Below are 26,004 nucleotides of genomic sequence, written 5' to 3'. Positions count from 1 at the left end.
CTACGCGGTCACCCAGATCGCCCGCGCGGCCGGGCTGCCCAGGTCGACGGTCGTCTCGTCGCCGTCGCCGGATTCGATCGCCACCGAGATCATGCCCGCGAACTCGCGGCGGGTCAGCACCCGCAGCCGGGAGTCGAGGTTGATGCCCACGTCGGTGAAGTAGCGCAGCATCTCGGGGTCGGCGTCGGAGATGCGGGCCACCGTCCCGGCGTCGCCGTCGCCGCACGCCCACAGCTGGCGCGCCGGCGGGGTGGGCACCTGCCCGTCGGTGGCGGGGATGGGGTCGCCGTGCGGATCGCGCTGCGGGAATCCCAGCTTGGCGTCGATGCGGGAAACCAGACGATCCGACACCGCGTGCTCGAGCACCTCGGCCTCGTCGTGCACCTCGTCCCACGCGTAGCCCAGCTCGTTGACCAGGAAGGTCTCCAGCAGCCGGTGCCGGCGCACCATCTCGAGCGCCGCGCGCCGTCCGGCCTCGGTCAGCGTCACCGCGCCGTACTTCTCGTGGTCGACGAGGCCCTGCTCGGCGAGTTTGCGGATCGACTCCGAGGCCGTGCTGGCCGACACCCCGATCTTCTCGGCCAGCATCTTCGTGCTGACCTTGTCGGGGGACCACTCCTGGGCATTCCAGATCGCCTTGAGGTAGTCCTGGCCGACCGCGGTGAGACCGCCACGCTCTTCGTCAGCACTCACAACGACAAAGTTTAGGCAACCCCATCCAAATCCGGCGTGTTCCCCGCCACCCTGGCGGGTGTCGGGCCCTCTGGATCTCCCGGCCGGGCACTCGGCGCCGTAGGCTTGCGGTCGTGCAGCGGTGGCGCGGCCAAGACGAGATTCCCACGGACTGGGGCAGGTGTGTGCTCACCATCGGTGTGTTCGATGGTGTGCATCGCGGGCACGCGGAGCTGATCGCGCATGCGGTGAAAGCGGGGCGGGCGCGCAGCGTGCCGACGGTGTTGATGACGTTCGACCCGCACCCGATGGAAGTGGTCTATCCCGGCAGCCATCCGGCCCAGTTGACGACGCTGACGCGGCGCGCCGAGCTGGTCGAGGAGCTGGGCATCGACGTCTTCTTGGTGATGCCGTTCACCACCGACTTCATGAAACTCACGCCGGACCGCTACGTGCACGAGCTGCTGGTGGAGAACCTGCACGTGGTCGAGGTCGTCGTGGGGGAGAACTTCACCTTCGGCAAGAAGGCGACCGGCAACGTCGAGACCCTGCGGCGCGCCGGCGATCGATTCGGGTTCGCCGTGGAGTCGATGTCGCTGCTCTCCGAGCACCACAGCAACGAGACCGTCACGTTCTCGTCCACCTACATCCGGTCCTGCGTGGACGCCGGCGACGTGGTGGCGGCCACCGAGGCCCTGGGTCGCCCGCACCGGGTCGAGGGCGTGGTGGTGCGGGGTCACGGGCGCGGTGCCGAACTGGGCTTCCCGACCGCGAACGTGGCGCCGCCGATGTATTCGGCCATCCCGGCCGACGGCGTGTACGCCGCGTGGTTCACCGTCCTCGGCCACGGCCCGGTGACCGGCACCGTCATCCCGGGTGAGCGTTACCAGGCCGCGGTGTCCGTCGGCACCAACCCGACCTTCTCCGGGCGCACCCGCACCGTCGAGGCGTTCGTCCTGGACACCGACGCCGACCTGTACGGGCAGCACGTGGCGCTGGATTTCGTCGGCCGCATCCGTGGGCAGCACAAGTTCGGCTCCGTGGAGGAACTCATCGTCGCGATGGGCGAGGACACCGAACGGGCCCGCACCATCCTGTCGACGCAGGACTGATCCACCGCGGTTTTCAGGAAGCGACCAGGTCGTCGATCTGGTTGATGGCCGACGACGAGCCCTCGACCACCCCCATGTCCAGCACCTGTTGCAGCGCCTCGGCGGACTCGAAGGCGCTCACGTAGGTCGCGCGAGTGCCGCCGTCGTGCTCGGTGAAGGTGTAGACGTTCCTCGAGACCGGCAGTCCGGGGTTCGGGTTGAAGTCCAGGTCGGCGAAGCCGTCGAGGAACGAGAAGCTCGTCGGCTCGTCGACGGCCGTGATCTCCCAATATCCGGCGTATTTCTCGCCGTCCGGACCGGTCATGAAATACGTCGTGCGACCTCCGGGCGTCAGGCTGTGGTCGACGACGGTCGCCGGATGGGACGGCGGCCCCCACACCTTCTCCAGTTGACGCGGGTCGGCGTAGACCTGCCAGATCCGGTGCACCGGCGCGGCGAAGTCCGCGGTGATGGTCAGCGTCAGGTTGTCGGGATCGTGCTCGACGCCGGTTACGGGCATGGTTCAGTCCTCCTTGGTTGAGTCGGATGAGATGAGTTCGTCGATGCGTGCGATCCGGTCGCGCCAGAGGAGTTCCAACTCGGCGAGCATCGAGGCCACCGACCGCACGGCCGTCACGTCACCGCTGGCCAGCTGCTCGCGACCGCTGCGTCGTTTGGTGACCAGGCCGGCCTTCTCGAGCACGACGACGTGCTTCTGCACCGCGGCGAAGCTCATGTCGTACTTGCGGGCGAGCGTGGAAACCGAGTGTTCCCCGGCCAGCGTCCGTCGCATGATGTCGCGCCGGGTTCGGTCGGCGAGCGCGTGGAACAGGGCGTCCACCCGGTCCTCTTCGTCCACATCCACCCGGCAAACATACAACCAAATGGTTGTATGTTGTCAAGTGTGCGGCGCTGGCCTGCGATTTCGGCGAACATCGCGGCCGCTGATAGACTCGCCCCCCGATACGGAGTGTGCTGCAGTCCGCGGCGGCCACGACCGAAATTTTCGCGGCACCGATTGATGGAGATAGTTCGTGGCGCTGACAGCCGAGCAGAAAAAAGAAATCCTGGGCACCTACGGCCTGCATGACACCGACACCGGTTCCCCGGAGGCGCAGGTCGCGCTGCTGACCAAGCGGATCGCCGACCTGACCGAGCACCTCAAGGTGCACAAGCACGACCACCACTCGCGGCGCGGCCTGTTGCTGCTGGTCGGGCGCCGTCGCCGGCTGCTCAAATACGTCGCCCAGATCGACGTGGAGCGCTACCGCTCGCTGGTCGAGCGCCTCGGCCTGCGCCGCTGACGCCGCCGTCACCGGGGCTATGACGCCCGCCCGATCCCGCGCGATGCTGGCGGGGCGGGCCCGCCCGTGTAGAGTAAGGACGTTCTGGGCCGGTTCGGCCCGAGCAAAACGGTGCGGCCACGCAGATCCGCGTGCGCCGTTCCAGCGTGTCACTACGCACCTTCGAGGGAGCAGCCCAGTCTGCATCGGGCGGTCTTCGGTAGTGGCTGCCGGGCTCTCCGGATCTGGGGCTTCTCGGCCGCTTCGATCGATGGCCGTAGCCGCATTCAGACTGGCTCTTCGGGATAGCTCCCAGGGTGACTCGCAGGCCCCAACGGGCGCTGCGGACCCTCTCCAGGTTGCGCGTGACGACGCGAAACAGCCGAATAAGAGAGGCCGTACGGACGTCCATGTCTGTCGCTGAAATTGAAGAGGGCGTGTTCGAGGCGACCGCCACCATCGACAACGGGAGCTTCGGCACCCGCACCATCCGTTTCGAGACCGGCCGGCTGGCCCAGCAGGCCGCCGGCGCCGTGGTCGCGTACCTGGATGACGAAAACATGCTGTTGTCGGCGACCACCGCCAGCAAGAGCCCCAAGGAGCACTTCGACTTCTTCCCGCTGACCGTCGACGTCGAGGAGCGGATGTACGCCGCCGGTCGCATACCCGGCTCGTTCTTCCGTCGCGAGGGCCGTCCCTCCACCGACGCGATCCTGACCTGCCGGCTCATCGACCGCCCGCTGCGCCCGTCGTTCGTCAGCGGACTGCGCAACGAGATCCAGGTCGTGGTCACGGTCATGAGCCTGGACCCCAACGACCTGTACGACGTGCTGGCGATCAACGCCGCGTCGGCCTCCACCCAGCTGAGCGGGCTGCCGTTCTCGGGTCCGATCGGGGGCGTGCGGGTCGCGCTCATCGACGGCCAGTGGGTGGCGTTCCCGACCGTCGAGCAGCTCGAGCGGGCGGTGTTCGACATGGTGGTGGCCGGCCGCATAGTCGGCGGCGGCGCCGCCGAAAAAGACATAGCGATCATGATGGTCGAGGCCGAGGCCACCGAGAACGTCATCGAGCTCGTCGAGGGCGGCGCCCAGGCGCCGACGGAAACCGTTGTGGCCGAAGGGCTCGAGGCCGCCAAGCCGTTCATCGCCACCCTGTGCACCGCGCAGGAGGAGCTGGCCGGGGCGGCCGCCAAGCCGGTCGGCGAGTTCCCGACGTTCCCGGACTACCAGGAAGACGTCTACTACTCGGTCGCCTCGGTGGCCACCGACGAGCTGGCCAAGGCGCTGACCATCGGCGGCAAGGCCGAGCGCGACGCGCGCACCGACGAGCTGAAAGCCGAGGTGCTCGCGCGCCTCGCCGAAACCTACGAGGGCCGCGAGAAAGAGGTCAGCGCCGCGTTCCGCTCGCTGACCAAGAAGCTGGTGCGCCAGCGCATCCTCACCGATCACTTCCGCATCGACGGCCGCGGCATCACCGACATCCGCGCGCTCTCGGCCGAGGTCGCCGTGGTGCCCCGCGCGCACGGCAGCGCGCTGTTCCAGCGCGGTGAGACCCAGATCCTGGGGGTGACCACGCTCGACATGGTCAAGATGGCCCAGCAGATCGACTCGCTGGGGCCGGAAACCTCCAAGCGCTACATGCACCATTACAATTTCCCGCCGTTCTCCACCGGCGAGACCGGCCGGGTGGGTTCGCCCAAGCGGCGCGAGATCGGGCACGGTGCGCTCGCCGAGCGGGCCCTGATCCCGGTGCTGCCCGGCGTCGAGGATTTCCCGTACGCCATCCGCCAGGTCTCCGAGGCGCTGGGCTCCAACGGCTCGACGTCGATGGGGTCGGTCTGTGCGTCCACCCTGTCGCTGCTGAACGCCGGTGTGCCGCTGAAGGCGCCGGTGGCCGGCATCGCGATGGGCCTGGTCTCCGACGACGTGGAGATCGACGGCCGGACCGAGCGGCGGTTCGTCACGCTGACCGACATCCTGGGCGCCGAGGACGCGTTCGGCGACATGGACTTCAAGTGCGCCGGCACCAAGGACTTCGTCACCGCGCTGCAGCTGGACACCAAGCTCGACGGCATCCCGTCGCAGGTCCTGGCGGGCGCCCTGGGCCAGGCCAAAGACGCGCGCCTGACGATCCTCGAGGTCATGGCCGAGGCCATCGACGCGCCCGACGAGATGAGCCCGTATGCCCCGCGGGTCACCACCATCAAGGTTCCGGTGGACAAGATCGGTGAAGTCATCGGCCCCAAGGGCAAGGTGATCAACGGCATCACCGAGGAGACCGGCGCGCAGATCTCCATCGAGGACGACGGCACCGTGTTCGTCGGCGCCACCGACGGGCCCTCGGCGCAGGCCGCGATCGACCGGATCAACGCCATCGCCAACCCGCAACTGCCGACGGTCGGCGAACGCTTCCTCGGAACCGTGGTCAAGACAACGGATTTCGGCGCCTTCGTCTCGCTGCTGCCCGGTCGCGACGGCCTGGTGCACATCTCCAAGCTCGGCAAGGGCAAGCGCATCGCAAAGGTCGAGGACGTGGTGAACGTCGGCGACAAGCTGCGCGTCGAAATCGCCGACATCGACAAGCGCGGCAAGATCTCGCTGGTGCTGGTGGAGGACGACAACTCGGCGCCAGCCGATGCCCCGGCGGCCGCCCCTGCCGATGCCGCGAGCTGATTCGGGAAAGCGAGCAGCTGACCCCGCGCTGCGGCGGGGTAACCACACGGCCGCGGCGGACCCGCACGCCGCACTGCGGCGCACGACGCTGCCGGGCGGCTTGCGGGTGGTCACCGAATACCTGCCGGCGGTGCGTTCCGCCTCGGTCGGGGTGTGGGTCGGGGTCGGCTCGCGCGACGAGGGCGCCACGGTCGCCGGCGCGGCCCACTTCCTCGAGCACCTGCTGTTCAAGTCGACCCCCAGCCGCACCGCGGTGGACATCGCCCAGGCGATGGACGCCGTCGGGGGAGAGCTGAACGCGTTCACCGCCAAGGAGCACACCTGCTACTACGCGCACGTGCTCGACAGCGACTTGGCGCTGGCCGTCGACCTGGTCGCCGACGTGGTGCTCAACGGCCGCTGCGCCGCCGAGGACGTCGAACTGGAACGCGACGTGGTCCTCGAGGAGATCGCGATGCGCGACGACGACCCCGAGGACGCGCTCGGGGACATGTTCTTGGGCGCGCTGTTCGGCGACCACCCGGTGGGCCGGCCCGTCATCGGCACCGCGCGGTCGGTGACGTCGATGACGCGTAGCCAGCTGCACTCGTTTCACGTCCGCCGCTACACGCCCGAACGCATGGTGGTGGCGGTGGCAGGCAACGTCGACCACGACGAGGTGGTCGCGCTGGTGCGCGAGCACTTCGGCCCGCATCTAGTCCGTGGGCGCGCACCCATCGCGCCGCGCAAGGGCGCCGGGCGGGTCAACGGCCGGCCCGGGCTGGCGCTGGGCCACCGGGACGCCGAGCAGACGCACGTGTCGCTGGGGGTGCGCACGCCCGGCCGCGGCTGGCAGCACCGCTGGGCGCTGTCGGTGCTCAACACCGCGCTGGGCGGCGGCCTGAGTTCTCGGCTGTTCCAAGAGGTTCGGGAGCTGCGCGGGCTGGCCTATTCGGTGTACTCGACGGTGGACATCTTCGCCGACAGCGGCGCGCTGTCCGTGTACGCGGCGTGCCAGCCCGAACGTTTCGCCGAGGTCATGGAGGTGACCGGTGCGGTCCTCGACGCCGTCGCGCGCGACGGCATCACCGAGGCGGAGTGCCGGATCGCCAAGGGCTCGCTGCGCGGCGGCCTGGTCCTCGGCCTGGAGGACTCGGGCTCGCGGATGAGCCGCCTCGGCCGCAGCGAGCTCAACTACGGCAAGCACCGCAGCATCGAGCACACCCTGCGGCAGATCGACCAGGTGACCGTCGATGAGGTCAACGCCGTCGCCCGCCGGCTGCTCGGGCAGCGCTACGGCGCCGCGGTTCTCGGCCCCTATGCCACCAAACGGTCACTGCCCCAACAACTTCGGGCGATGGTAGGCTAGCTCGAATGTCCGCCTCCTCACTCGCGCCCCCTCGGCGCTCGCCGTCGGCGGACTAGCCGAATGGTACTGGGCTTTTGGGACATCGCGGTGCCCATCGTGGGTGCCCCGATGGCCGGCGGCCCCGGGACTCCCGCGCTGGCCGCGGCGGTGTCCAACGCCGGTGGGCTCGGTTTCGTCCCCGGCGGGTATCTCACCGCCGAGCGGTTCGCCGACGACATCGCCGCCGCGCGCAAGGCCACCACCGGCCCGCTGGGCGTGAATCTGTTTGTGCCCCAGCCCAGTGTGGCCGACTGGGTGGCCCTGGACTACTACGCGGCCGAACTCGAAGAGATCGCCGATCACTACCAGGTGGAGGTCGGTCACCCGCGTTACGGCGACGACGACGGGTGGGAACAGAAGCTCGAGGTGGTCGCCGACGTCCGGCCCGAGCTGGTGTCGTTCACGTTCGGCGTCCCGCCGCCCGACGTGATCCGGCGCCTCGGCGCGCTGGGCCTGCTGGTGATGGTCACGGTGACGTCGGCGTACGAGGCCGGGGTGGCCGTCGCCGCCGGCGCCGACAGCCTGGTGGTCCAGGGCCCCGCCGCGGGCGGGCACCGCGGCACGTTCGCGCCCGACATGGAACCCGCCAACGAGTCGCTGCACCAGCTCATCGACCGCATCCGCAACACCCATGACATCCCGATCATCGCCGCCGGCGGGCTGGGCACCGCCGACGAGATCGGCGCCGCCCTGCGCCGGGGAGCGGTGGCCGCGCAGGTCGGCACCGCGCTGCTGCTCGCCGACGAGGCCGGCACCAACCCCGCCCACCGCACCGCCCTGAAGAACCCGCTGTTCGCGACCACCGTTGTGACACGGGCCTTCTCGGGCCGCTACGCGCGCGGGCTGGAAAACGACTTCACCCGCATGCTCGACCACGTGGCGCCGCTGGGCTACCCCGAGGTCAACCAGATGACATCGCCCATCCGGGAAGCCGCCGCCGCCCTCGAGGACCCGAACGGGATACCGCTGTGGGCCGGGGCGGCCTTCAAGCACGCCAGCGCCGGCCCCGCGGCCGACATCATCGCCGGCCTCGTGGCCACCGATTAGCCGATTAGCCGATTAGCCCAGCACGCAGGCGGGGTCGGTGCACGGCAGCCCGAGATCGGCGGCCACCTGCCCGGACAGCAGCGCGCCGTCGTGCGTCGAAAGGCCTTTGGCCAGAGCATGATCCGATCGGCACGCCGCACGCCAGCCGCGCTCGGCGAGCGCGAGCACATACGGCATGGTCGCGTTCGTCAGCGCCACCGTCGACGTCTTGGGCACCGCGCTGGGCATGTTGGCCACGCAGTAGAACAGCGTGTCGTGCACGGCGAAGGTCGGGTCGTCGTGCGTGGTCGGCCGCGAGTCCTCGAAGCAGCCGCCCTGGTCGATCGAGATGTCGACCAGCACCCCGCCCGGTTTCATCTGCGCGACAAGGGAATTCGAGACCAGGCTGGGGGCCTTGGCGCCGGGGCGCAGCACCGCGCCGATCACCAGGTCGGCGCGCTTGACGGTGCCCTCCAAGTCGTAGGCCGACGAGTACCGGGTGCGGACCTGCCCGCCGAACTCGGCGTCGAGCAACCGCAGCTTGTTGATGTTGACGTCGAGCACCGACACCATCGCCCCCATGCCGTTCGCGACGCGGGCCGCGTTGTAGCCCGCGGTACCCGCCCCGATCACGACGACGTCGGCCGGCTTGACGCCCGGCACGCCGCCCATCAGCACGCCGCGCCCACCGTGGGTGCGCATCAGGTGATACGCCCCCACCTGAGCGGACAGCCGGCCCGCCACCTCGCTCATCGGCGCCAGCAACGGCAGTGTGCCGTCGGCGGTTTGGACCGTCTCATACGCGATCGACGTCGTTCCGGACGCCAGCAAGGCCTCGGTGCACGCGCGCGAGGCGGCCAGATGCAGGTAGGTGAACAGAATCTGGTTGCGCCGCAACAGCTCATACTCGGCGGGCACGGGTTCTTTGACTTTGAGCAGCAGGTCGGCGTCGCCCCAAACCTGTTCGGCCGTATCGGCGAGTTGCGCGCCCGCCGCCTTGAACTCGGAGTCGGCGATCGCCGATCCCTCGCCGGCGCCGGTCTGGACGAGCACGTCGTGTCCGCGGCGGACCAACTCGGCGACACCGGCGGGGGTGATGGCCACGCGAAACTCGTTCGTCTTGGTCTCGGTCGGTACGCCGACTCGCATGATGGCCCCTCGTTCGCGCAGTCACCTTCGATTGTGAAGAAACTTCATAGGGCCCGCAATCGATGTGCATCGCATCGCCCGCTGGCTATGATCGGCGGATGACCGCCCCGTGCGTTTCGGCCACCGTGCAGATCGACGCCCGCCCCGACGTGGTGTACCGGCTCATCACCCACCTGCCCACCCTGGCTTCGCTGGCCGAGGAGGCGGTGGCGATGCAGTGGCGCAAGGGTGAGGCGGTCGCCCCGGGCGCGGTTTTCGCGGGCCACAACGAGAACCGCGGCCGGCGCTGGAGCACCAGATGCACCGTCACCGACGCCGAACCGGGCCGCCGCTTCGCCTTCGACGTGCGCTACAGCATCCTTCCCGTCGCCCGCTGGCAGTACGACATCGTCGCGGCGGACGGCGGCTGCGAGGTCACCGAGAGCACCTGGGACCGCCGGCCCGGGTGGTTCCGCAAGGTCGCCGGCAAGGCCACCGGCGTCAGCGATCGGGTGGCCGCCAACACCGAGCACATCCGGCTCACCCTGCAGCGCCTCAAGCAGCGCGCCGAAACCGAGTAGCCGAAGAGCCGCGGGAGTTCCGATGACGCGACGCGATCCCGCCGTAGCGGTCGTCGGAGCGGGCATGTCCGGGCTGTGCGTCGCAATTGCGTTGCTGCGCAGCGGCATTACCGATGTGACGATCTTCGAAAAGGCTGACGAGGTGGGCGGCACCTGGCGCGACAACACCTATCCGGGCCTAACCTGCGACATACCGTCCCGGGTCTACCAGTACACGTTCGCCACCAACCCGCACTGGTCGCACATGTTCTCGCCGGGCGGTGAAATCCAGGACTACTTCCGGAAAATCGCGGACCGGTTCGGCCTGCGGGACCGCATCCGGTTCGGCACCGAAATCACCGACGCCCGTTTCGAGAACGGGCGCTGGTCCCTGCGCACCGCCGCCGGAGAACAGTGCGCGGCGGACTTTTTGATCACGGCCACCGGCGTGTTGCACCATCCCCGGATGCCGTCGATCGCCGGCCTGGACGACTTCGGCGGCCACGTCTTTCACTCGGCGCGCTGGGACCATTCCGTCGAGCTGGCCGGCCGGCGGATCGCGATCGTCGGCAACGGGTCCACGGGCGTGCAACTCGTCTGCGGCCTGGCCGGCGTGGCGGGCAGGGTCGTGCTGTTCCAGCGCACGGCGCAGTGGGTGCTCAAGCTGCCCAACCCCCGCTACACCCGGTTGGCCGGCATCACCCGCAACCGGTTTCCGTGGCTGGACCGGGTGGCGTACCGCGGCTACAGCATGGTGTTCGACCTCTTCGCGGTGGGGCTGACCAAGCCCGGCGTGCGCCGAAAGATCATGGGCGCGCTGTGCCGCGCCAGCCTCCGCGAGGTCCGCGACCCCGAACTGCGCCGGGCGCTGACCCCCGACTACACGCCGATGTGCAAACGGCTGGTGATGTCGGGCGGCTTCTACCGCGCGATGCAGCGCGACGACGTCGACCTGGTCACCGCCGGCATCGACCACGTGGAGCGGCGCGGCATCGTGACCGACGACGGCGTCCTGCACGACGTCGACGTCATCGTGCTCGCCACCGGCTTCGACACCCACGCGTTCTTTCGGCCGATGCGGCTGATCGGCCGCGACGGCATCGCCGCCGACGACGTGTGGCGCGACGGGCCGCGGGCCTACCAGACCGTCGCGATGCCGGGCTTCCCCAACTTCTTCATGATGCTGGGGCCGCACAGCCCGGTCGGCAACCTGGCACTCACGACCGTCGCCGAATCGCAGGCCGATCACATCCTGGGGTGGATCCAGCGTTGGCGCCGAGGGGAATTCGACACCGTCGAACCGACACGCTCGGCGACCGACAGCTTCAACGCCCGGCTGCGGGCCGCGATGCCGAACACCGTGTGGACCACCGGCTGTGACAGCTGGTATCTCAACAAGGACGGGGTGCCCGAGGTGTGGCCGTTCACCCCGGCCGCGCACCGCGCCATGCTGGCCAACACCGATCCGGGATCCTACGACCTGCGCCCGGTCGCGCCCTAGACACCGGCCGGGACAAAACCCGGTACCGCTGGTTCCGCATACTTGGTTGCGCAACTATACTGGCAGCGCGCAGCGTCGGAAACGCCGAGGTAGGGGGCAATAATGCTGACCGTTGACGACCAGGCGGCGGGTCCGCACGACGCGTCGCTCGACCACGAACGGCTGGTCCTCGAGGCGCGCGACGTGCACTTCGATTGGGCGGCTCTGCCGTTCCATTACGTGCCCGGCGAGCCGTTCTCCACCCACGTCCTCAACGTGCTGCACCTGCTGCTGCCCGCGGGCGAGGAGTTCTTTGTCGACGTGTTCAAGAAGACCCTGCCGCTGATCAAAGACGATCAGCTGCGGCTCGACGTCCAGGGATTCATCGGGCAGGAGGCGGTGCACTCCCAGGCGCACGCCGGCGTGCTCGCCCACTTCGCCGCGCGGGGCATCGACCTGACCCCCTATACCGGACAGATCAAGTGGCTGTTCGACAAGCTGCTCGGGCCGCGGCCCCGCTGGAGCGAGCGCCGCCAGCACAGCTGGCTGCTCGAGCAGGTGTCCATGGTCTCCGCCATCGAGCACTACACCGCCATCCTGGGCGAGTGGATCCTGAATTCGCCGGCCCACGACGCGATCGGCACCGATCCGGTGATGCTGGACATGCTGCGCTGGCACGGCGCCGAGGAAGTCGAACACAAGGCGGTGGCCTTCGACACCATGAAGCATCTGCGGGCCGGCTACTGGCGGCAGGTCCGCGCCCAGCTGGTCGTGTCGCCCGCCATGCTGCTGTTGTGGATTCGCGGCGTGCGGTTCCTGTACTCGCTGGATCCCTACCTGCCGCCGGGCGCCAAGCCGCGCTGGCGGGACTACTTCGCCGCCGCGCGCCGCGGATTGGTGCCCGGGCCACTGCGATTCGTGCGCGCGATCGGGAACTACTACCGCCCGGGCTTCCACCCCTCGCAGCTCGGCGGGCTGGGACTGGCCGTGGACTACCTGGCCGTCTCACCGGCCGCGCGGGCCTCGCACTGACCGATGGGCACCACGTCTCGCATCACCGCCAGCGACGGCGTCACGCTGGCCGTGCACCGCTACACCGACATCGACCCGGCGCGCCCGACCATCCTGGCGATCCACGGCTTTCCGGACAACCACCACGTGTGGGACGGCGTCGCCGGCGAGCTGGCGGGCCGACCCTACAACTTCGTCGCCTACGACGTGCGCGGGGCCGGTGAATCATCTTCTCCCGCAGAGCCTTCCGGGTACCGGTTCGCGCAGCTCGTCTCCGACATCGAGGCGGTCATCGACAGCCTGGGCGTCGAGCGGGTCCACCTGCTGGGCCACGACTGGGGCTCGATCCAGGCCTGGGCGGCGGTCACCGACGACTCGGTGATGCCCAGGGTGGCCTCGTTCACGTCGATCTCGGGCCCGCACCTGCAGTACGCGGGGGCGTTTCTGCGGTCCGCGCGCACCCCACGGGCCGTGGCCCAGGTCGCCAGGCAGCTCATCTCCTCGGGCTACATCGGCTTCTTCTTGTGCCCGGGGGTGCCCGAGCTGTCGTTTCGCTCGCGCGTCGGCGTGAAAGTCATTGAGGCCCTTGAGCGCATCGGCCGCTCGAGCACCCGCAGCCAGCGCCACGACACCAGGCGGTCGGTCACCGACTATGTCAACGGGCTCAACCTGTACCGGCAGAATATGCCCGCGCCCATGCTGGCGCCGGGCCCGCAACTCCCCGAGACCTCCGTCGCGGTCCAGACGGTGGTTCCGCGGCGGGACGTCTTCGTCACCCCCGCGCTGCAGCGCTTCACCGGCGCAATTCCTCAGGGCGCCAGGGTGATCGCGATCGAGGGCGGGCACTGGGTGGTGACCTCGCGCCCCGACGTCGTCGCCCGGCTGACCGCCGAGTGGGTCGACCGGACCGTCGCCGGTGCGCCCCCCGCGGTCGAGTCGCGCGGCGAACGGGGGGAGGTGCGCGGCAAGCTCGCCCTGGTCACCGGCGCCGGTGCCGGGATCGGCAGGGCCACCGCGGTGGAGCTGGCCCGGCGCGGCGCCCGCAAGATCGTGCTGGCCGACCGCGATCGGACGGCCGCCGACGAGACCGCCGACGCGGTCCGCGCCGCGTGCGCCGAGGCCGCGGTCTATCAGGTCGACGTCAGCGACGAGGCCGCGATGAACGACCTTGCCACACAGGTGCGTAACGAGCACGGTGTGGTCGACATCCTGGTGAACAACGCCGGCATCGGGATGGCGGGCCGCTTCCTGGAGACCAGCTCGGCGAATTGGGAAAACATCATGGGGGTCAACGTCGGCGGCGTCATCTCCGGCAGCCGGGCGTTCGGTGCGCAGATGGTCGAGCGCGGCGAGGGCGGAACGATCATCAACGTGGCCTCGGCCGCGGCCTTCCTGCCGTCGAAGTCGATGGTCGCCTACAGCACCACCAAGGCGGCGGTGCTGGCGCTCAGCGAATCGTTGCGCGCCGACTTCGCCGACGAGGGCATCAGCGTCACCGCGGTGTGCCCGGGCTTCGTCAACACCAACATCGCCAAGAGCACCATCTACGCCGGGATGAGCGCCGAGCAGCAGGAGCGGGCGCGGGGCAAGGCCGACGCCGCCTACCGGCGCCGCAACTTCACGCCCGAGGCGACCGCCAAGGCGATCGTGAAGGCCGTCAAGACCGGACCGGCGGTGCTGCCGATCGCCGCCGAATCCAGGATCGGCTACGCGATGCGACGCATCAGCCCGGGGGCGGTCCGGCTGTTCGCGCGGTTGGACATTCGGCAGACCTAGGGGGACCGGTGCCGGAAAGCATTTGGGCCAGCAGGCCCGCCGACCTGTACGGCCGGCGCGCCCACGACCGCTTTGGGTCGTTGCTGTGGGGTGTGCGGGCGGTGTTCGAGGGATTCGCCTCGGTGTCGCGGTGGGAACCCTCGCGGGTGAAGTCGGTGCAGCGCACGCTGACCGCGGTCGTGACCCAACGCGAGCTCGTCGCGCCCGATGTCGTCGCGCTGACGTTGGCCGACCCCGACGGGGGGCTGCTTCCCTCCTGGACGCCCGGCGGGCACATCGACGTCCTGTTGCCCTCCGGCCGGCGCCGGCAGTACTCGCTGTGCGGTCCGCCCGGGCGGCGCACCGACTACCGCATCGCGGTGCGCCGCATCGCCGGCGGCGGCGGCGGATCCATCGAGATGCACGAGAATTTCGGCGTGGGCGACACGTGCGAATTCGAAGGCCCGCGCAACGCGTTCTATCTCGGCACCGCCGAGCGCGACGTCTTGTTCGTCATCGGCGGCATCGGCGTGACCCCCATCCTGCCGATGATCCGCGCGGCCGCGCAGCGCGGGATCGATTGGCGCGCAATCTATACCGGGCGCAGCCGCGAGTACATGCCGCTGCTCGACGAGGTGGTGTCGGTGGACCCGGACCGGGTGACGGTGTGGGCCGACGACGAGCACGGCCGCTTCCCGAGCGTGGCGGAACTGCTGGCCGGCGCCGGCCCGGCGACCGCCGTCTACGTGTGCGGCCCGAGCGCCATGCTCGAGGCCGTGCGGATCGCCCGCGACCAATATGCGGGGGCGCCACTGCATTACGAGCGGTTCAGCCCGGCGCCCGTTGTCGACGGGGTTCCGTTCGAACTCGAGCTCGCGCGCTCCCGGCGGGTGCTCGCGGTGCCGGCCAACCGCACGGCGCTGGACGTCATGCTGGACCGCGACCCGACGACGCCCTACTCGTGCCGGCAGGGGTTCTGCGGCACGTGCCGGGTCAAAGTGCTTGCCGGGCAGGTGGATCACCGCGGGCGTGCCTCGCCCGGGGACGACGGCATGCTGGTGTGCGTGTCGCGGGCCGGCGGCGATCGGGTGGTCATCGACGCCTGAGCCGGTTACGGTCGGGACGGCTCCAGGTAGGCGGCCAGCGCGTTGGTCAGGCCCCGGCGCGCCATGTCGAGGTCGGCGTAGGAGCCCAGCTGGCGCTCGGACACCAGGCCGCGCATCGCGCCGGGGATCAGGGCGGCCACCTCGCGGACCCGGTCGGGGTCGACGGCCAGACCGGCGAAGGCCTGCTGGCAGGTCTCCAGCCAGCTCTTGCCCCAGGAAAACAGCTCGGCGGCCGTGCGCGGATAGAGGCGTTCGAGCTCGTCGGGATCGCGGGGCAACGCCGCGCGCAGGTTCTCGATCGCGCGCGAATCGGCCGATGCCAGGCCGGTGTAGAGGGTGTCGATGATGGCGCCGACGCGTTCGCGCAGCGGGGCGTCCGGCGAGATCGGGGCCGACAGCGTCGAGAACGTCGCGGCGCGGCGCTCCGCGGTGCGGTGCAGCACCGCGGCCCAGAACCCGTCGGTGTCGCCGAACTGGTACTGCACCGCGCCCCAGGTGGCGCCGATGTCCTTGGCGATGCGGTTGGCCGATACCGAGCCCGGCTCGCCGGAGGCCAGCGAGCGCAGCGCGGCCTCGAGCATGCTTTCGCGAGTCGCATGGCCCCGCCGGTTCGGGCGCCGGCCCGCGATGCCGGCTCCGCTGGTCTGAGGGGTCATTGGGCGATCTTATCCACTCGGGCGGGCAGGCCGCCGACGTTTTCATAGAGGGTACTTTGATTTTCTCGGGGCGCGGCTTATATTCGTACCCGAGGGAGGGCAGCTCACATGGCAGGGTTCGATGGCTAAGCCGCCGTTGTCGATGAAGCCGACCGGTTGGTTCCAGGTCGCCTGGTCCGACGAGATCGGCGTCGGCGACGTGCACAAGATGAAGTACTTCGACTCCGAGATGGTCGCCTGGCGCGCGGAATCGGGTCAGCTCACCGTGATGAACGCCTACTGCGAGCACCTCGGGGCGCACCTGGGGTACGGCGGCACCGTCGTCGGCGAGGTGCTGCAGTGCCCGTTCCACGGCTGGCAGTGGAGCGCCGAGGGGCGCAACGTCTGCATCCCGTACCAGGACCGCCCCAACCGCGGCCGGCGCATGCGCACCTACCCGGTGGTCGAACGCAACGCGTCGGTCTACATCTGGCACGACGTCGAGCGCCGCGAACCGTACTTCGAGCCGCCGGATGTGTTCGCCGCCTTCGAGGACGGCAGCACCGCCGACGATTACTACCCGCAGCAGCGGCTGTACCGCGAGACCCTGGAGATGCACCCGCAGTACGTGCTGGAAAACGGGGTGGACTTCGCGCACTTCAAGTTCGTGCACAAGACCCCGATCGTGCCGGTGTTCACCCGCCACGACTTCGCCGAGCCGGTGTCGTACGTCGATTTCACCATCACCTTCGAGGGCGACGACGCCCAGTTGATCGAGGACGTCAACAGCGGCGTGCAGGCCATCAACGGCGGCCTGGGCATCGCGGTGACCAAGAGCTGGGGGATGATCGACAACCGCACCATCTCCGCGATCACCCCGGTGGACGAGCGCACCTCCGACGTCCGGTTCATGGTCTACATCGGCCGCGCGCCGGGCGGCGATTCGGAACGCGCCGAACGCAAGGCGGCCGAATTCGGCCAGGAAGTGATCCGCCAGTTCACCCAGGACATCGAAATCTGGCAGCACCAACGGTATTCGGATCCACCCGCGCTGGCCCCCGACGAGTACGAGGGATTCACGGCAATTCGCCAGTGGGCCAAGCAGTTCTATCCCGAGGCATTCGTATCGCAGGAAGGCTTAGCGCAATGAGTACAGCACCGATCCGCGTCTTTCAGGTCGGAAGCGGCAACGTCGGCTCGGAGATGATCAGGCGGATCGCGACCCAGCCCGATCTCGAACTCATTGGCGTGCATGCCTATTCGCCGGAGAAGGTCGGCACGGACACCGGGGAGTTCGCCGGCGTGGGGACCAACGGGGTCAAGTTCACCGGCACCATCGAGGAGATCATCGCCGCCAAGCCGGACGTGCTGACCTTCCACGGCGTGTTCCCCGACGAGGACCTCTACTTACACGTGCTCGAGGCGGGCATCGATATCGTCACCACCGCGGACTGGATCACCGGCTGGCACCGCGACACCAATCACCCGCACCCGTCGGGCAAACCGGTGAGCAAGCTGCTGGCCGACGCCTGTGAGAAGGGCGGTGCCACGTTCTACGGCACCGGGATGAACCCGGGGCTCAATCAGATTCTGGGCGTGGTGTGTTCGGCCGACGTCGCCGACATCGAGAACATCACCACCATCGAGTCCGTCGACGTGTCGTGCCACCACTCCAAGGACACCTGGATCGAAGTGGGCTACGGCCAGCCGGTCGACGACCCCGACATCCCGTCGAAGCTCGAGAAATACACCCGCGTCTTCGCCGACAGCGTGTACATGATGGCCGACTGCTTCGACCTGACACTCGACGAGGTCACGTTCAGCTACGAGCTGGGCGCCTGCACCAAGGACGTCGACCTGGGCTGGTACACGCTGCCCAAGGGCTCGCTGGGCGGCAACTACATCAAGTACCAGGGCATGGTCGACGGCGTGCCGCGGGTCGAGACGCACCTGGAATGGCAGATGACCCCGCACACCGAACCCAGCTGGAACATCAAGGGCTGCTACATCACCCAGATCAAGGGTGATCCGTGCATTTACAACAAGCACATGATCTTTCCCAAGCCCGGCGTGGACCTGTCCAACCCGGACAGCTTCGCCTCGATCGGCATGACCGTGACCGGCATGCCCGCCCTCGCCGCGATCAAGTCGGTGATCGCGGCGCCGCCGGGGCTGATCACCAGCGCCGACCTGCCGCTGCGCGGCTTCGCCGGGCGGTTCAAAAAGTAGGCGAGGCGTCGCACCGCCGCCAGCCACGCGTTTCTCGTGGCAGCGCCGCGGGTAACCACCCGTGGTGCGCGCGGGATTTGTAGGTGCGGCAGCCGCGGCCGCGGCGGTCATTGCCACATGCTCGTGTCCCTCCGGTTCGGCCGACCCCGCGTCCGAGAGCCCACCGTTCCCGACCGGTCAGATGGGCGTGCCCGTGCATGCGCGGGCGGCCGGCGGCGCGACCGCCGACATCACTATCGACAGTGCAACGTGGTTACCGCCGGGGTGCGCCTCGCACTTTGCGAGTCCGACGCCTGGCTCCGCATGCAACGTGGTGGAAATGACGATCACCGCGACGTCCCACTACTTCTTCCAGTTCGACCAGCGTTATATGTTCGCCGGATACGGCGGCGGCAACGACGCCCCCCAGCCGGCAACGATGGCGGTCGACTACCAGAGACTGAACAAGATGCCCCCGCTGGAATCGGGTGGCCTTCACGACGGGCAGACCGCACATGGATTCGTCGGTTTCGCTATGCCGACGGGAGGCGAGCTGTACATCACGATCAACGATCCCTCGCAACCCGCTCCCTACACCGAAGCGGCCTGGATCGTCCACACCTGATCGGCGCGAGAATCCCACGTTCGAGCTGTCATTGAGATAACCCCTCGACGCACGCCGCGGCGCGGAAGGGACTCGGTCTAGGGTGAAGGCCATGCGAGTGGGAGTGCTGGGAGCCAAGGGAAAAGTCGGATCGACGATGGTGGCCGCCGTGCAGGCCGCCGAGGATCTGACGCTGTCCGCCGAGGTGGATGCCGGTGACCCGCTGAGCCTGCTGACCGACGGCGGCACCGAGGCGGTCATCGACTTCACCCATCCCGACGTGGTGATGGGCAACCTGGAGTTCCTCATCGGCAACGGGATTCACGCCGTCGTCGGCACCACCGGCTTCACCGCCGAGCGTCTGCAGCAGGTGCGGGCCTGGCTCGCCGAGAACCCGAAAACCTCGGTGCTGATCGCGCCGAACTTCGCCATCGGGGCGGTGCTGTCGATGCACTTCGCCAGGCAGGCGGCGCCCTTCTTCGACTCGGCCGAGGTGATCGAGCTGCATCACCCGCACAAGGCCGACGCACCGTCGGGCACCGCCACGCGCACCGCCAAACTGATCGCCGAGTCACGAAAAGGCTTGCCGCCCAACCCCGACGCCACCAGCACCAGCCTGCCGGGCGCGCGGGGCGCCGACGTGGACGGCATCCCGGTGCACTCGGTGCGCCTGGCCGGGCTGGTCGCGCACCAGGAGATCCTGTTCGGCACCGAGGGGGAGACGCTGAGCATCCGCCACGACAGCCTCGACCGGACATCGTTCGTGCCGGGCGTGCTGCTGGCGGTGCGGCGCATCACCGAACACCCCGGACTGACGGTGGGCCTGGAGCCCCTGCTCAACCTGCAATGACCAAAGCGCTGCGCACCCAACTGCTCGTCGCCTTCATGTGCGTCGCGCTGTTGGTGTACTTCGCGCTGCTGGGACGGGTGGCCGTCGCCATGATCGCCTCCGGGCGGGCCGCCGCCGTCGGCCTCGGGTTGGCGGTGTTGGTGATGCCCGTCATCGGCCTGTGGGCGATGGTCGCGACCCTGCGCGCGGGATTGGCGCATCAGCGGCTCGCGCGCCTGATCGCCGCCGACGGAATGGAACTGGACACCAGCGACCTGCCGCGCCGGCCGTCGGGCCGCATCCAGCGCGACGCGGCCGACGCGCTGTTCGCCACGGTGCGCACCGAAGTGGAAGACCACCCCGACGACTGGCGGCGCTGGTACCGGCTGGCCCGCGCCTACGACTACGCCGGGGATCGACGCCGCGCCCGCGAAGCCATGAAGACGGCCGTGAACCTGCAGGGCGACCATGAGTAAGACGCTGCTGATCGTGCACCACACGCCGTCGCCGCACACGCACGAGATGTTCGAGGCGGTCGTCTCCGGCGCGACCGACCCCGAGATCGAGGGTGTGGAGGTGCTGCGCCGCCCGGCGTTGACGGTGTCGCCGGCCGAGATGCTGGCCGCCGACGGCTACCTGCTGGGCACCCCGGCCAATCTCGGCTACATCTCGGGCGCCCTCAAGCACGCGTTCGACTGCTCCTACTACCAGCTGCTCGACTCCACCCGCGGGCGACCGTTCGGGCTGTACCTGCACGGCAACGAGGGCACCGAGGGCGCCGAGCGCGCGGTCGACACGATCACGACCGGGCTGGGTTGGTCCAAAGCCGCTGAGACGGTGGTGGTTTCGGGCAAGCCCGGCAAGGAGCAGCTGCAGGCGTGCTGGGAACTCGGGGCGACGGTCGCCGCCCAGTTGATGGATTACGCGTAGGTCGGCTTGAACGCGTCGGCCGGTTGGGCCAGGGCCAGCGCCGAGCTGGTGCCGAGCGGGCCGTGCCGGTCGAACAGGGTGGCCGCCCCGGTGGCAACCCCGGCCGTGCCGTAGTGACTCTGGGCGGCCAACCCCAGGAATTCGCCGTCGGGCAACCGGCTAGCGGTGACGGTGTAGTCGGCGTTGATGTAGCGCAATCCGCCGGTGCCCCAATGGGTGAGCGAACTCGTGATGTCACCGACGAACGCCAGCCGGGTGAACGGGGTCAGCGGGTGGCCCTGCACCATCGGCCGAAAGATCCTGGCCCACGCGAACTTCTGCGAGTCGGACTGCTCCCACTCGCCGGCGGCGATGCCCGGGCTGCCGTCGCGGGTGGCCCCATACCCCCAGATGAGGAACGGCATGGCCTCCGGGAAGCCGTCGGAGGATGTCGGCAGCGGCGGCATCTCGACCGGGAAGGACCACACCCGGCCGTCCGGATGATCGCCGCGACGGAGGAACAGCGCGCTGGCCCGCGCGACGACCGTGCCGTTTTGTACCAGCTCGCCGTCGACCAGCTTGATGCGCCGACCCTCCCGCAGGACCGATGTCCGGATCTGCACCGGCGACATCAGCGCCGGGCGCAACAGGTCGACCGTGAACCGGGCGGGCTGCAGGTCCGGATCGACGCCGGATTGCTCTATGCCCCAACCCAACAGGCCGCCGACGATCTGGCCGCCCATGGCCGCGCCCCACGGCCCTTGCGTCATCGCGCCAGGAACGTAGGAGTCGCCGTCTACAGTGAAAAACGCCTCGGGCATGATGGCGGAATCGTTCGTCACCGCTATCACGATAGGACACCGGATAGTAAGGACCGGGTATGCCTCCAGTGATCGAAATCGCGCGCGACCACAACCCGTTCCCGACGGTCGGCGTGTCCCGCGGCCGCGACGGCGTCCCGCGCTACGACGAGCTGCCCGCCACCCTGCTGGACATGCTCGCCGAACACGTCGACAACCGTCCGGGCAGCGAGGCGCTGGTCGAGCTGGGCGGCGGCCGGCTGACGTACCGACAACTCTGGGACCGCGCCGCGCGGGTGGCTGGTGGGCTGCGCGCGGAAGGCATCAAGCGGGGCGACCGGGTCGCGGTGCGTTACCCCGCGGGGATCGACTGGGTGCTCGCGTTCTGGGGCGTCGTGATGGCCGGCGGCATTGCGGTGGCGGTCAATATGCGCTCCGCTCAACCGGAGGTCGACTTCGTCCTGTCCGACTCGGGTGCGGGGCTCGATCTGGCGCCGGATTCCCCGCTGCCCGAAGGGCCGCCGTACGTCAGCGAGCAACTCGGCCGCACCGACGTGGCCGCCCTGTTCTACACGTCGGGCACCACCGGCCACCCCAAAGGGGTGCCCACCACCCACGAGGCGTTCCTGACCAACACCGAGAACGCGATCCGGTGTCTGCAACAACCGCGAGACCTGGGCGAGGGAATGCGGACGCTGATCTCGGTTCCCCTGTTCCACGTGACGGGTTGCAATTCACAACTTTTGGCCGCCGCACGGCTCGGGGGAGCGTCGGTGATCATGCCCACCCTGAACCTCGACGCGTTGATCGCCGCGCTGGGCGCCGAGCGCGTGTCGGTGCTGGTGACGGTGCCGGCGATCTACTCACTGTTGTTGCGGCACAAGGGGTTTGCCGGGACAGACGTCTCGGGGATCCGGTGGGTGGGATACGGCGGGGCCCCCATCGCCCCGTCGCTGGTGCGGACGGTGAAGAACGCGTTCGGCCACGCCACCGTGTTCAACGGCTACGGCATGACCGAGACGGCATCGCTGATGACGGTGCTGCCCGACGGCGAGGCCGTCGAACACGCCGACTCGGTCGGGTACGCGGTCCCGTCGGTGGACCTCGGGCTGATCCCGTTGGGGGACGAGCCCGGCGTGGGTGAGCTGGTGACCCGCGGCGCCAACGTCACCGCCGGCTACTGGAACCGGCCCGAAGCCACGGCGACGACCTTTGCCGACGGCTGGCTGCACACCGGCGACGTGGTGCGCGTCGACGACGCGGGCAGGGTGCACCTCATCGACCGGCTCAAGGACATCATCAACCGCGGGGGCGAGAACGTCTCCAGCGTCGAGGTCGAGGCCGTGCTGCTGGGGGCGCCCCACGTCGCGGACGCCTGCGTGCTCGGGGTCGCCGACGACGTCATGGGGGAGAAGGTGGGGGCCGTGCTGTTCGGCGGTGACGACGACATCGACGTGCCGGCCGTGCTGGAGCACTGCCGCGGCCGGCTCGCCGATTTCAAAGTGCCGCAATACGTCACGGTGGTCGATACCGCGCTGCCGCGCAACGCCGGCGGCAAGCTGCTCAAGGCCAGGCTCCGCGAACAGGTGCGGTGGGGGGAGCCGCTGCGATGAGCGCGAGCCTGTTGGTCGCCAACCGCGGCGAGATCGCACTGCGAATCATCCGCACCGCAACCGAACTGGGCATGCGGACGATCGCCGTCTACGCCGGCGACGACGCGCAGAGCCCGCACGTGCACGCGGCCGACGAGGCGATCGGGTTGCCCGGCAGCGGCCCGCGGGCCTACCTGGACCAGTCCGCCGTGTTGGCGGTGGCGAAGAGCTCCGGCGCGGACCTCATCCACCCCGGATACGGATTCCTCAGCGAGAACGCCGAATTCGCCGACGCGTGCGCGGCCGGCGGCCTCACGTTCGTCGGCCCCGACCCCGGGGTGCTCGGGTTGCTCGGCCACAAGACCGCGGCCCGCGGCGCCGCGCTGGCCGCCGGGGTGCCGGTGCTGCCCGCGACCGACGGGGCGAGCAGCGTCGGGGACGTCAAGGCGTTCTTCGCGGCGCAGCAGGGCGGCATCATGCTCAAGGCCCTCGCCGGCGGCGGCGGACGGGGAATGCGCAAGGTGCACCGCGCCAATCAGATCGACGACGCCTACCAGCGCTGTGCGGCCGAGGCGCAGCTGGGTTTCGGCGAACCGGCGCTGTACGCCGAGGCGCTGCTCGACGACGCCCGCCACATCGAGGTGCAGGTCGTCGCCGCGCCGGCCGGCCACCAGACGCACGCGCTGGCGGTCGGGGATCGCGACTGCAGCATCCAGCGCCGCTACCAGAAGCTGGTCGAAATAGCCCCCGCCCAAGGGCTTTCGGATGAGCTGCGCCGGGCGCTGCATCAGGCGGCGGTGCGGCTGTGCGCGCGCGTGGGCCTGCGGGGGCTGGCCACGGTCGAATTCCTGGTCACCGGCGAGGATTTCGTCTTCCTCGAAGTCAACCCGCGAATCCAGGTGGAGCACACCGTCACCGAGGAAACCACCGGACTCGACCTGGTGGCCGTCCAGCTGGCGATCGCCGGCGGCGCGTCCTTCTACGGGCTGGGGTTGCCGGCCGGCATCGCGTCCGACGGGCTCGAAGTCATCGGCGAGCCGGCCGCCCAGCGCGGCATCGCGATTCAGCTCAGGGTCAACGCGGAGACGTTCGGGCCCGACTTCTCCGTGCTGGCGTCGGCGGGCACGCTCACGGCGTTCACCCCGCCCAGCGGGCCGGGCGTGCGGGTCGACACCTATGGCCGGCCCGGGCTGGTCGTGAGCCCCCAGTACGACTCGCTGCTGGCCAAGGTCATCGTCCATGTGCGGGGGACGTCGTGGCCGGCGGCGCTACGCAAAGCCGGCACCGCCCTGTCCGAGTTCGGCATCGAGGGCATCCACACAAACATCGGATTCCTCCGCGAGCTGCTGCGCGCGGACCGCGTCGAATCCGGTTGGGTGAGCACCGATTTCGTCGACCAGAAACTTCGCGAGCTGGCCCGCGCCGCGCAATCACACGAGCAAGAACCGCCGCCGGCGGAGGTCGAGCTCTATCCCGACGAGGACGCGCTGCGCGCGCAGCTGGCCGGCACCGTGGTCGAGGTGGCGCCCGAGGGGGCGCAGTACGCCGCCGGAAGCCAACTGGTCGTCCTGGAGGCGATGAAGATGCAGCACGTGCTCGTCGCGCCGGACGCGCTGCGGACCGTCCGGACTCTGGTGACGCCCGGGCAGGTCGTCGGCACCGGCGACCCGCTGCTGATCTTCACCCGCACGGACGCGGGGGACCGCGGAGAATCCGCAAGGGCCGCAACCGATCTCGACCGGCCGCGCGCCGACCTCGACGAGGTGACGCGGCGCCACGCGCTCACCCTGGACGAGGGCCGTGCGGCGGCCGTCGCCAAGCGGCACCAGCAGGGCCGCCGCACCGCGCGGGAGAACATCGCCGATCTGGTCGATCCCGGCAGCTTCGTCGAATACGGCGCGTTGGCCATCGCGGCGCAGCGCAGCCGCCGTTCCGAAGAGGACCTGATCGCCAACACCCCGGCCGACGGCCTGGTGGCCGGCCTGGCGACCATCGGCGCGGAGCGGTTCGGGCGGGCCGCCGCCGAGGCCGTCGTGGTGTCCTACGACTACACCGTGCTGGCCGGCACGCAGGGCATGCGTAACCACGCCAAAACCGATCGCGCCTTCGACCTGGCCGCGCGCAAGCGGCTGCCCGTGGTGCTGTTCGCCGAGGGCGGCGGGGGGCGACCGGGCGACACCGACGTCGGCGGCGCTGCCGGGCTGGACGTGCCGACCTTCCGGATGCTGGCCGGGCTGCGCGGCGAGGTGCCGCTGGTGTCGATCGTGTCCGGCCGATGCTTTGCCGGCAACGCCGCCCTGGCCGGGGTCTGCGACGTGATCATCGCCACTCCGGACGCCAACATCGGGATGGGCGGGCCGGCGATGATCGAGGGCGGCGGGCTGGGCGTGTACCCGCCGGAGGCGATCGGGCCGATCGGTGTGCAGCGCCGCAACGGCGTGGTCGGCCTGGTCGCCCGGGACGAGGCGCACGCCGTGGCGCTGGCCAAGCAGTACCTGTCCTACTTTCAGGGCAGCCTGGGTGAGTGGGAAGCGCCCGACCCCCGGCTGGCCCGGCATGTGGTGCCGCAGAACCGGTTACGCGCCTACGACGTGCACCGGGCGATCGAGTCGATCGTCGACGTCGGATCGGTCCTTCAGCTGCGGGCAGACTACGGCGTGGGCATCGTCACCGCGCTGGTGCGCGTCGAAGGGGTGCCGTACGGGCTGATCGCCAACAGCACCCACCACCTAGGCGGCGCGATCGATGCCGAGGCGGCCGACAAGGCGGGCGACTTCCTGGCCCTGTGCGAATCGTTTGGGCTGCCGGTGATTTCGCTGTGCGATACCCCCGGCTTCATGGTGGGTCCTGACGCGGAGACCCAGGCGGCGGTGCGCCGCTTCGGCCGCATGTTCGTACTCGGCGCGCGGCTGACGGTGCCGCTGGGCATGATCATCTTGCGCAAGGCATACGGGCTCGGCGCGATGGCGATGGCCGGCGGCTCCTTCCGCGCGCCCCAGTTCACCATCGCCTGGCCGACCGGCGAGATCGGCGGCATGGGATTGGAAGGCGCTGTGCGCCTTGGCTACAGCAAGGAGCTGGCCGCGGTCGACGATCCCGCCGAACGGCAGAGTCTCTTCGATCGCCTCGTGGCCGCCGCCTACGAGCACGGCAAAGCGTTGCGGGCGGCCACCACGTTCGAGCTGGACGACGTGATAGACCCGTCAGCCTCCCGGGCCTGGATCACCAGGCTCTCGGGAGGCTGACCGGGTTTGAG

At 69.5% G+C, this 26,004-nt stretch carries 24 protein-coding genes; 18 read left to right on the top strand and 6 right to left on the bottom strand.

Going from position 1 to position 26,004, the window contains the following annotated elements; translation table 11 throughout:
- Entirely contained in the window at positions 1 to 693 is a 693-nt protein-coding gene (mntR, locus tag P6281_RS17875) for a manganese-binding transcriptional regulator MntR (protein WP_009955351.1), read from the bottom strand.
- A gap of 113 nt (positions 694 to 806) precedes the next feature.
- Here mntR and P6281_RS17870 point away from each other — a divergent pair, with 113 nt between their 5' ends.
- Positions 807 to 1,784 (top strand): bifunctional riboflavin kinase/FAD synthetase, encoded by a 978-nt coding sequence (locus P6281_RS17870; protein WP_036453365.1) that lies wholly within the window; start codon positions 807 to 809, stop codon positions 1,782 to 1,784.
- A 13-nt stretch (positions 1,785 to 1,797) separates the two neighbouring features.
- Here P6281_RS17870 and P6281_RS17865 read toward each other — a convergent pair whose 3' ends face one another.
- The gene (locus tag P6281_RS17865) at positions 1,798 to 2,283 is read right to left on the bottom strand and encodes an SRPBCC family protein (RefSeq protein WP_014385417.1); all 486 of its coding nucleotides are present in this window, start codon (positions 2,281 to 2,283) and stop codon (positions 1,798 to 1,800) included.
- A gap of 3 nt (positions 2,284 to 2,286) precedes the next feature.
- On the bottom strand, positions 2,287 to 2,628 hold the full coding sequence (locus tag P6281_RS17860) for an ArsR/SmtB family transcription factor (protein WP_036453363.1): 342 nt from the start codon (positions 2,626 to 2,628) through the stop codon (positions 2,287 to 2,289).
- A 169-nt stretch (positions 2,629 to 2,797) separates the two neighbouring features.
- Between P6281_RS17860 and rpsO the strand changes: the two genes are divergently transcribed.
- From rpsO to P6281_RS17840, 4 genes are all read left to right on the top strand, one after another.
- Positions 2,798 to 3,067 carry a 30S ribosomal protein S15 gene (rpsO, locus tag P6281_RS17855; RefSeq protein WP_003878661.1) on the top strand — a complete coding sequence of 90 codons (270 nt, stop codon included), beginning with the start codon at positions 2,798 to 2,800 and terminating at the stop codon, positions 3,065 to 3,067.
- 389 nt (positions 3,068 to 3,456) lie between these two features.
- Complete coding sequence (locus tag P6281_RS17850) at positions 3,457 to 5,718, top strand: polyribonucleotide nucleotidyltransferase (RefSeq protein ID WP_014380645.1); 2,262 nt, start codon at positions 3,457 to 3,459, stop codon at positions 5,716 to 5,718.
- Entirely contained in the window at positions 5,705 to 7,066 is a 1,362-nt protein-coding gene (locus P6281_RS17845) for a M16 family metallopeptidase (protein ID WP_014385415.1), read from the top strand. The genes P6281_RS17850 and P6281_RS17845 overlap by 14 nt, the downstream gene beginning before the upstream one ends.
- Positions 7,067 to 7,126: 60 nt before the next feature.
- Positions 7,127 to 8,152: a nitronate monooxygenase gene (locus P6281_RS17840; RefSeq protein WP_009952939.1), complete on the top strand. Its 1,026-nt coding sequence runs from the start codon at positions 7,127 to 7,129 to the stop codon at positions 8,150 to 8,152.
- A gap of 12 nt (positions 8,153 to 8,164) precedes the next feature.
- Here P6281_RS17840 and ald read toward each other — a convergent pair whose 3' ends face one another.
- Entirely contained in the window at positions 8,165 to 9,280 is a 1,116-nt protein-coding gene (gene ald / locus P6281_RS17835) for an alanine dehydrogenase (protein ID WP_014385414.1), read from the bottom strand.
- A gap of 98 nt (positions 9,281 to 9,378) precedes the next feature.
- Between ald and P6281_RS17830 the strand changes: the two genes are divergently transcribed.
- The 5 genes from P6281_RS17830 (at position 9,379) to P6281_RS17810 (ending at position 15,171) form a co-directional block, all read left to right on the top strand.
- Positions 9,379 to 9,840 carry an SRPBCC family protein gene (locus P6281_RS17830; protein ID WP_009952942.1) on the top strand — a complete coding sequence of 154 codons (462 nt, stop codon included), beginning with the start codon at positions 9,379 to 9,381 and terminating at the stop codon, positions 9,838 to 9,840.
- Between the two features lie 22 nt (positions 9,841 to 9,862).
- Positions 9,863 to 11,320 carry a flavin-containing monooxygenase gene (locus P6281_RS17825; RefSeq protein WP_324738461.1) on the top strand — a complete coding sequence of 486 codons (1,458 nt, stop codon included), beginning with the start codon at positions 9,863 to 9,865 and terminating at the stop codon, positions 11,318 to 11,320.
- Between the two features lie 102 nt (positions 11,321 to 11,422).
- Positions 11,423 to 12,331: a metal-dependent hydrolase gene (locus P6281_RS17820; RefSeq protein WP_201408071.1), complete on the top strand. Its 909-nt coding sequence runs from the start codon at positions 11,423 to 11,425 to the stop codon at positions 12,329 to 12,331.
- A 3-nt stretch (positions 12,332 to 12,334) separates the two neighbouring features.
- Positions 12,335 to 14,086: an SDR family oxidoreductase gene (locus tag P6281_RS17815; RefSeq protein ID WP_201408070.1), complete on the top strand. Its 1,752-nt coding sequence runs from the start codon at positions 12,335 to 12,337 to the stop codon at positions 14,084 to 14,086.
- Between the two features lie 8 nt (positions 14,087 to 14,094).
- Complete coding sequence (locus P6281_RS17810) at positions 14,095 to 15,171, top strand: PDR/VanB family oxidoreductase (RefSeq protein WP_324738460.1); 1,077 nt, start codon at positions 14,095 to 14,097, stop codon at positions 15,169 to 15,171.
- Positions 15,172 to 15,176: 5 nt separating this feature from the next.
- Here the strand turns inward: P6281_RS17810 and P6281_RS17805 are convergent, their stop codons facing one another.
- Positions 15,177 to 15,752 carry a hypothetical protein gene (locus tag P6281_RS17805; protein WP_009952948.1) on the bottom strand — a complete coding sequence of 192 codons (576 nt, stop codon included), beginning with the start codon at positions 15,750 to 15,752 and terminating at the stop codon, positions 15,177 to 15,179.
- Between the two features lie 196 nt (positions 15,753 to 15,948).
- Between P6281_RS17805 and P6281_RS17800 the strand changes: the two genes are divergently transcribed.
- The 6 genes from P6281_RS17800 (at position 15,949) to P6281_RS17775 (ending at position 20,377) form a co-directional block, all read left to right on the top strand.
- Entirely contained in the window at positions 15,949 to 16,956 is a 1,008-nt protein-coding gene (locus P6281_RS17800; RefSeq protein ID WP_014385409.1) for a Rieske 2Fe-2S domain-containing protein, read from the top strand.
- Positions 16,953 to 18,035: an NAD(P)H-dependent amine dehydrogenase family protein gene (locus P6281_RS17795; RefSeq protein WP_014385408.1), complete on the top strand. Its 1,083-nt coding sequence runs from the start codon at positions 16,953 to 16,955 to the stop codon at positions 18,033 to 18,035. The genes P6281_RS17800 and P6281_RS17795 overlap by 4 nt, the downstream gene beginning before the upstream one ends.
- A 64-nt stretch (positions 18,036 to 18,099) precedes the next feature.
- Positions 18,100 to 18,639 (top strand): hypothetical protein, encoded by a 540-nt coding sequence (locus P6281_RS17790; protein ID WP_026071287.1) that lies wholly within the window; start codon positions 18,100 to 18,102, stop codon positions 18,637 to 18,639.
- A gap of 91 nt (positions 18,640 to 18,730) precedes the next feature.
- Positions 18,731 to 19,468: a 4-hydroxy-tetrahydrodipicolinate reductase gene (gene dapB, locus P6281_RS17785; protein WP_008258635.1), complete on the top strand. Its 738-nt coding sequence runs from the start codon at positions 18,731 to 18,733 to the stop codon at positions 19,466 to 19,468.
- Complete coding sequence (locus tag P6281_RS17780) at positions 19,465 to 19,923, top strand: membrane protein (protein WP_014385405.1); 459 nt, start codon at positions 19,465 to 19,467, stop codon at positions 19,921 to 19,923. Before dapB ends, P6281_RS17780 begins: the two co-directional genes overlap by 4 nt.
- A complete protein-coding gene (locus P6281_RS17775; RefSeq protein ID WP_008258632.1) occupies positions 19,916 to 20,377 on the top strand; it encodes a flavodoxin family protein in 462 nt (153 codons plus the stop codon). The genes P6281_RS17780 and P6281_RS17775 overlap by 8 nt, the downstream gene beginning before the upstream one ends.
- Here the strand turns inward: P6281_RS17775 and P6281_RS17770 are convergent.
- On the bottom strand, positions 20,368 to 21,177 hold the full coding sequence (locus P6281_RS17770; protein ID WP_036455232.1) for a thioesterase family protein: 810 nt from the start codon (positions 21,175 to 21,177) through the stop codon (positions 20,368 to 20,370). The two genes, P6281_RS17775 and P6281_RS17770, sit on opposite strands and share 10 nt — an antisense overlap.
- A gap of 59 nt (positions 21,178 to 21,236) precedes the next feature.
- Here P6281_RS17770 and P6281_RS17765 point away from each other — a divergent pair, with 59 nt between their 5' ends.
- Positions 21,237 to 22,769, top strand: a complete 1,533-nt coding sequence (locus tag P6281_RS17765) for a class I adenylate-forming enzyme family protein (RefSeq protein WP_179945037.1) — start codon at positions 21,237 to 21,239, stop codon at positions 22,767 to 22,769.
- On the top strand, positions 22,766 to 25,993 hold the full coding sequence (locus tag P6281_RS17760; RefSeq protein ID WP_014385402.1) for an acetyl-CoA carboxylase family protein: 3,228 nt from the start codon (positions 22,766 to 22,768) through the stop codon (positions 25,991 to 25,993). The genes P6281_RS17765 and P6281_RS17760 overlap by 4 nt, the downstream gene beginning before the upstream one ends.
- Positions 25,994 to 26,004 lie beyond the last annotated feature (11 nt).

It is taken from the genome of Mycobacterium sp. 5-140-3-2 (assembly GCF_035666375.1).
In the GTDB taxonomy this organism is placed as follows: domain Bacteria; phylum Actinomycetota; class Actinomycetes; order Mycobacteriales; family Mycobacteriaceae; genus Mycobacterium; species Mycobacterium intracellulare.
The sequence above is the reverse complement of the archived record's forward strand: the minus strand, read 5'-3'. Positions and strand labels throughout refer to the sequence as shown.